The following is a 5,863-nucleotide window of genomic DNA, read 5'->3' as shown; positions in this document are numbered from 1 at the left end:
CCCTCGGGGCGGGCCTCCGTGGCGGGGGAATTCGCGAGGGTAGCCCGGCTCCATCGGGCCCGTATGCGGGGCAAGCCTTTTTGGTTCCTTTTGTGGCGACTGACAAAAGGGACTCGCCCGAGGGTGCGAAACGAGAGACATCAACGCACTCGGAGCGGCGCGCTACACCAAGCCCTCAAGCCAATTGGGTTCCCGCGTTCGCGGGATTGAGTGCAAGGGCTCGCAAACGAAGCCATAACCCCACCCCATATGAAGAATGCCGTTTCTCCCATGAAGAGAAACGGCATTCTTCCTTAAGTGAACAGCAAGGACATTCTCGTTACGCGAACCTCAGGCAGGCTGCTTGGCATAGCGTGCCAGCGTCGGATCACGCTGCATCACCGCCAAGGTATTGGCATAGACCTGCTCCCCAGTCGCATCCTTACTGGCAAAAATCTCACCAAAATGCCGCTGAGTAACCTGCGCGAAATGCGCACGATCCTGGGCCTGCACCCCCAGCAGGGTGGCATAGGCATCCAACGCATCCCCATGCCCCTTGGCCATGTCCTCGGCGATGTTGTCGAGCATGCCGTTCATGGCGAAGATCGAACGGCCGCCATACCCCAGCCGCGCATCGGAGTTGCAGCCGTTGGTGCCGGAGGTCAGGCCGAAGGTGGCGTTGCCCGAGGTGCCGTTGGTGGTGGTCGCCAACAGGTGCGGGAACAGCCCGCGCTGCCCTTCGAACACCATGTTGCCCCAGCCGCAGCCGTTGCCGCCGGCCTGGTCCGCCTGGGCCAGCAGGCTGGCGGCGCTGAGAACCGCGAAGATCGCACTCTTGCTGAGCAGTTTGCTTGTCATGGATGTCGTTCCTTGGTCGTTAGACATGGTTGGCGTGCCCTACCCCTTCGCTGCCCAGCACGGCTGGAACAGCCTGGCTCGACTTTAGGTTTAGGCAAGGAATGGCCAGGTTTCAAACTCAGGCCGGCCGGTATTCCCATGGAGAATTCGCGATATAGAAAACATATGGCCGAGTTATCGAGGTGGAACCTGGATCGACGATGCGCTGCGAAATCCGTCCCGCGGGTGTTCTCTGCAGCAACGGCGGCTGGAAAAACCCGCAAGGCGGGCGAATATGTCTGTAGAGGGCCTTGATGCTGCAGGAAGCCTATTCAGCCTTTGTGCAGGCTCGGGCAGCGCTGGAAGCAACGCCACGGGGAGACCGAAGATGTCACTCACGCTGTCCGATGCCTTGTCGCACTATCGCGCAACCCTGGACAAGAACCATAAGTTCTGGGGCTACTTCCAACTGGTAGCGTCGGCTACGGCGGCTTTCGCCTGGTCCAGCAACGGACTGAAAAACAGCCAGTTGCTGCTGCCTCTCGCAACGGCTTTTGCGGTCTTCGCCATATTGAACTGGCGCCTGGTAGTGGAATCCCAGGAAGAACTCCTGGTCGCAGCGAGGTGCGTCAAGGACTACGCATCGAAGATCGGCGTGCCCGATGAGTTGCTGCCCATGATCCAGGCAATCAAACCTGATTCAGCCCTGCGGGTAGGTGTCTGGCATGCCGTTTTGTCGATGGCCACGCTCGCCGCCGTTGGCTGGGCTCATTGCGGGCTGGCGCCATCGAGCGGCTGACGTTGGCCGATGCCGAGGGGCGTTCCCGCTCCCGGAGCAGCGCTTCCAGGCACATCGGCGTCGAATCCAGGCAATTCCTCTTCGGGCAATGCCCCTATGGTGACGGGCCATACCCCACCGACCTGGAGCTGACATGTCCGACTTCATCACCGTGCTGCGCGAAACCTGCCCCACTCCCGTACTGGATGCCACCAAGTGGAAGCGCATCGGCGGCGACCCGCACACCGTCAACCTCAACGCCTACACCTCGGCGGACGGCAGCAAGATCATGGGCACCTGGATCTGCACCCCCGGCAAGTTCGAGGTGAACTACGAGAAGTGGGAGTACTGCCACTTCCTCGACGGCTACTGCATCATCACCCCCGAGGGCGAGCAGCCGGTGCACCTGAAGGCCGGCGACGTGTTCGTCATCGAACCGGGGCTGAAAGGCACCTGGGAAGTGGTGGAGACGGTGCGCAAGTACTTCGTGTTCGCCTAACGCCTATGGCGTTATCCGCCAATCGCGGACGGAGTCCGCTCCTACGGTTCCAGGGAAGCACGGACGTAGGAGTCCGCGCCGGGGTGCTCTTTGTAGGAGCGGGCCCTGCCCGCGATTTCGCGCGCAGGGCGCGCTCCTACAGGGGAATGGCATGGCTCGACCAGCGTAGGAGCGGACTCCGTCCGCGATTGCCCTCGGCAACGCCAGTGCTCCACCCTACGGCTCGCCCGCATTGGCCAGCAGGCGGCGGGCGCGGGCCAGGACCGGGGCGTCGACCATCTGGCCGTCCACCTGGAAGGCCGCTGCGCCGCTTTCGGCCGCTTCCACCACCCGGAGAGCCCAGGCCAGTTCCTCGGTGCCGGGGGCCAGGGCCGCGTGGAGCACGGCGACCTGTTTCGGGTGGATGCACAGGGCGCCCACCAGGCCCAGGTCGCGGCCATGGCGAAGGGTCGCGGCGAAGCCTTCGGCATCGTCGAAGGCCGGGTAGACGGTGTCCAGCGGCGGTTGCAGGCCGTTGACCCGCGAGTGCAGCAGCAGGCCCAGGCGCACCTGGTCGTAGACGGTCTCCGCCGCCGCGGTGCCGCTGCTCATGCCGATGTCCAGAGCCAGGTCGAGGCCGCCGAAGGTCAGGCGCTCGACGCCCGCGCAGGCGGCGATCTCCCCCACCGCCAGCAGCCCGCGGGCGCTTTCGATCAGGGGCCACACCGGCTTGCCGCAGGCTGCCGCGGCGCGCACCTGGTCGGCGCACTCGGCCTTGGGCAGGAGGATGCCGGCGATGCCCGGCAGGCGCCGGCACAGTTCCAGGTCCGCGGCGTGCTCGGGGTGCCCGGCGGCGTTCACCCGCACCCGCACACGGGCTTGCGGGCTGGCTGCGAGGAAGGCCGCCAGGTCGTCGCGGGCGCGGGCCTTGAGCGATGCCTCGACGGCATCCTCCAGGTCGACGATCACGGCGTCGGCGCCGGCGGCCAGGGCCTTGGCGAAGCGCTCCGGGCGGCTGCCGGGGACGAACAGGGCGGAACGGACGATGGCAGTCATGGCGGTCCTTGGTCGGGTTCGGCTCACACCGCGCCCTGCTCGTGCAGGCGCTGGATGTCGGCGGCGGTATAGCCCAGCTCGGCGAGCAGGCCGTCGGTATGCTCGCCCAGGCCCGGCACGGCGTCCATGCGCGGCGCATAGGCGTTGCTGCGGGCCGGCGGCAGCAGCGCCGGCAGGCGGCCCACCGGGCTGTCGATCTCGCGCCAGGCGTCGCGGGCCTGCAGTTGCGGATGCTGCCACAGGCCCTGCATGTCGTTGACGTGGGCGTTGGCGATCTGCGCCTGCTCCAGGCGCGCCACCACCTCCGCCGCGCTCAGGTCGGCGAAGGCTTCGACGATCAGCGCGCGCAGGGCCTCGCGGTTGGCCACCCGCAGGCTGGTGGCGGTGAAGCGCGGGTCGGTCGCCAGTTCCGGGCGCCGCAATACCACCTCGCAGAAGACCTTCCACTCGCGCTCGTTCTGCACGCCGAGCATCACGTTCCTGCCGTCGCCGGCGGGGAAAGGCCCGTAGGGGTAGATGGTGGCGTGGGCGGCGCCGGCGCGCGGCGGTTGCGCCTGGCCTTCGAAGGCGTAGTACATGGGGAAGCCCATCCACTCGGCCATGCCTTCGAGCATGGAGACCTCCACCCGGCTGCCCTCCCCCGTGCGCTCGCGCAGCAGCAGCGCCGAGAGGATGCCGCTGTAGGCGTACATGCCGGCGGAGATATCGGCGATGGAGCAGCCGGCCTTGGCCATTTCGTCCGGGCCGGGGCCGCCGGTCACCGAGAGGAAGCCGCTCTCGCTCTGGATCAGCAGGTCGTAGGCCTTCTTCTGCTCGTAGGGGCCGCCTTCGCCATAGCCGGAGATGTCGCAGACGATCAGCCGCGGGAAGCGTTCGTGCAGCGCCTCGAACGACAGCCCCAGGCGCGCGGCGGCGCCGGGCGCGAGGTTCTGCACCAGCACGTCGGCCTGGCCCAACAGTTGTTCCAGCACGGCGTGGGCTTCGGCCTGCTTGAGGTCCAGGGCCAGGCTTTGCTTGGAGCGGTTGGTCCAGACGAAGTGCGAGGCCATGCCGCGCACGCGCTCGTCGTAGCCGCGGGCGAAGTCGCCGACGCCGGGGCGCTCGACCTTGATGACGCGGGCGCCGAGGTCGGCCAGCTGGCGGGTGCAGAACGGCGCGGCGATGGCGTGTTCCAGGCTGATGACGGTGATGCCGTCGAGGGGACGCGGGTTCATGGGTGCTCCAGGTGTCTCGTGCGCCGCCGCCATGGACGGCGCGGCGCTGTCGGTGTGTATCCACGGTCCGGGCGGGCGGCGCCCCGCGCTCTGTGAACCCCCGGGTTCCGGAGGCCGCCCGCCCGGGCCGTGGGCTACTCAGGCAAAGGCTTCCAGGCCTGGCAGATCATGCAGGCGCCAGCTGGCGTCGATCAGCCGGGTGGCCTCGGCTTCGCCGCGGGTGCCGGCGAAGGCCAGCAGGCGGCGGAACTTGTCCTCCAGCTCGGCGCGGCTGAGGCTGTTGCCCGGGTCGCCCTTGGGCTCGTCGATGGCGCCGTGCAGCTGGCGACCGTCGATGGTGAGCACCTCTACGCGGCCCAGCCAGCGCTGCGGGTAGGCGCCGTCCACCTCGGCATCCAGCTGCATGCCCACCTTGTCGCGGAAGGCCGCCACGCGCGGGTCCTGCAGGGCGAAGCGTTCGAACTCCACCAGCCCGGCCTTGCCATGCACGGCGATCAGGCCCAGCACCGTGCCCATGGAGAACTTCGCCTGGTGCACCGTCTGCGGCACGACCACGCGGCCGAGCACGTCGATGGCGCCCTGGTGCACGCGGGTGGTGACGCGAGCGATGTCCTCGGCCTGCAGGCCCTCGCGCTGCATCAGCGCCAGCAGGGCGTCCGCCGCCGGGTGGGTGTGGCGGCAGGAAGCGTGGAACTTGAACGAGGTCTCCACCAGCGCCCAGCGGCTGCCCAGGCCGTCCACCAGCCAGCGCGGCTCGGCGTCGCTGGACATGCCGGCGGCCATGCCCTGCTCGCCCTCGAGGATGTTCTGCGCGCCGGTCAGGCCATCCGCGGTCAGGTAGGCGGCCAGCAGGCCGTCGGCGGCGGCCTTGGCGGTGTGCAGCTGTTTGGAGTCGGCGGCGTCGCGGAGGAACTCCCAGAGCCCGGCGGCCTGGGTCCCGGCGCTGCCCAGGCAGTGCACGAACTGGCGGGCGTCCAGGCCGAGCAGCTTGCCGACGGCCACGGCCGCGGCCAGGGTGCCGACGGTGGCGGTGGTGTGGAAGATGCGGTAGTGCGAGCGGCCGAGGAACTCGCCGATGCGGATGCCCGCCTCGTAGCCGGCGACCGCCGCGAGGATCAGGTCGCGGCCGGACCTGCCCAGGTCCTGGGCGGCGGCCAGGGCCGCCGGGAACACCACCGTGGCCGGGTGCAGCACCGAGCTGTTGTGCAGGTCGTCCTGCTCCACCAGGTGCGAGCTGGCGCCGTTGACCAGGGCGGCGAAGTACGCCGAGGTGGCGCTGCCGTCCACCAGCACGCGGCTGCGGCCGTCGGCCGGGCCCATTCTGCGGGCGTAGCGCTGGAACAGCGGGATGGGGTGGCGGCCCTGGCTGGCCAGGGCCGAGCCCAGCCAGTCGAGGAACAGGTCTTCGGTGCGCGCGACCACCGCTTCGGGCAGGTCTTCGTAGCGCAGGCCGGCGAGGAATTCGGCCAGGGCGTGAGTATTGTTCATCGCTTGTCGTCCTTGGGCGCGGCTCAGAAGGAA

Annotated in this window: 6 protein-coding genes; 2 read left to right on the top strand and 4 right to left on the bottom strand. The window is 68.4% G+C overall.

What is annotated here, in order from left to right:
• Positions 1-330 precede the first annotated feature (330 nt).
• A complete protein-coding gene (locus DK254_RS09435) occupies positions 331-837 on the bottom strand; it encodes a DUF3015 domain-containing protein (RefSeq protein ID WP_109933566.1) in 507 nt (168 codons plus the stop codon).
• A gap of 367 nt (positions 838-1,204) precedes the next feature.
• Here DK254_RS09435 and DK254_RS09430 point away from each other — a divergent pair, with 367 nt between their 5' ends.
• Positions 1,205-1,615: a hypothetical protein gene (locus DK254_RS09430; protein WP_109933565.1), complete on the top strand. Its 411-nt coding sequence runs from the start codon at positions 1,205-1,207 to the stop codon at positions 1,613-1,615.
• Between the two features lie 133 nt (positions 1,616-1,748).
• On the top strand, positions 1,749-2,093 hold the full coding sequence (locus tag DK254_RS09425) for a cupin domain-containing protein (protein WP_009622067.1): 345 nt from the start codon (positions 1,749-1,751) through the stop codon (positions 2,091-2,093).
• A gap of 216 nt (positions 2,094-2,309) precedes the next feature.
• Here the strand turns inward: DK254_RS09425 and DK254_RS09420 are convergent, their stop codons facing one another.
• The 3 genes from DK254_RS09420 to DK254_RS09410 form a co-directional block, all read right to left on the bottom strand.
• Positions 2,310-3,128 carry a CoA ester lyase gene (locus DK254_RS09420; protein WP_109933564.1) on the bottom strand — a complete coding sequence of 273 codons (819 nt, stop codon included), beginning with the start codon at positions 3,126-3,128 and terminating at the stop codon, positions 2,310-2,312.
• 23 nt (positions 3,129-3,151) lie between these two features.
• On the bottom strand, positions 3,152-4,342 hold the full coding sequence (locus tag DK254_RS09415) for a CaiB/BaiF CoA-transferase family protein (RefSeq protein ID WP_089393229.1): 1,191 nt from the start codon (positions 4,340-4,342) through the stop codon (positions 3,152-3,154).
• A 138-nt stretch (positions 4,343-4,480) separates the two neighbouring features.
• Positions 4,481-5,830, bottom strand: a complete 1,350-nt coding sequence (locus DK254_RS09410; protein WP_109933563.1) for an MmgE/PrpD family protein — start codon at positions 5,828-5,830, stop codon at positions 4,481-4,483.
• Positions 5,831-5,863: the final 33 nt, after the last annotated feature.

Origin of the sequence: Pseudomonas sp. RW407, from assembly GCF_003176655.1 — a bacterium.
Lineage (GTDB): Bacteria > Pseudomonadota > Gammaproteobacteria > Pseudomonadales > Pseudomonadaceae > Pseudomonas > Pseudomonas delhiensis.
This window is presented reverse-complemented; position numbering and strand designations above follow the sequence as displayed.